Below are 356 nucleotides of genomic sequence, written 5' to 3'. Positions count from 1 at the left end.
CAGCAAAGCGGGCCACAGCCCGCGTCTTACCCCTCCCCACCCACGCAATACCAAGCCGGTGCACTCGCGCTGCGACGCTTCCTCCAACGCACACAGAAAACCCTTTCGCAGCAACGCCAGTTCCATCCGGCATTGCTACGCGAGGCGCTCGACTACAACGTCGGCCAGTTGTCGTTGGACTATCGCGCGGGGTTTCTGGAAGCGCTCGGCGCGTACGTGCTGCTAACGCTTGAGGGATGCCAACTCGATCCGCAAGACTGGGATGTGTTGGCGGCGGTGAAACCGCAATAACGAGAAGACCATCCTGACGCTCTCCCCGAAGACGGGCGGGGAAGCCATGTACCAAAACAAAAAAG

At 60.4% G+C, this 356-nt stretch carries 1 protein-coding gene; it reads left to right on the top strand.

Going from position 1 to position 356, the window contains the following annotated elements; translation table 11 throughout:
- Positions 1 to 291: hypothetical protein (locus tag RVY79_RS18075; protein WP_317465908.1), on the top strand; the 291-nt coding region annotated here is incomplete at its 5' end.
- Positions 292 to 356: the final 65 nt, after the last annotated feature.

The organism is Chromohalobacter sp. HP20-39 (assembly GCF_033052815.1).
Taxonomy (GTDB): domain Bacteria; phylum Pseudomonadota; class Gammaproteobacteria; order Pseudomonadales; family Halomonadaceae; genus Chromohalobacter.
The sequence above is the reverse complement of the archived record's forward strand: the minus strand, read 5'-3'. Positions and strand labels throughout refer to the sequence as shown.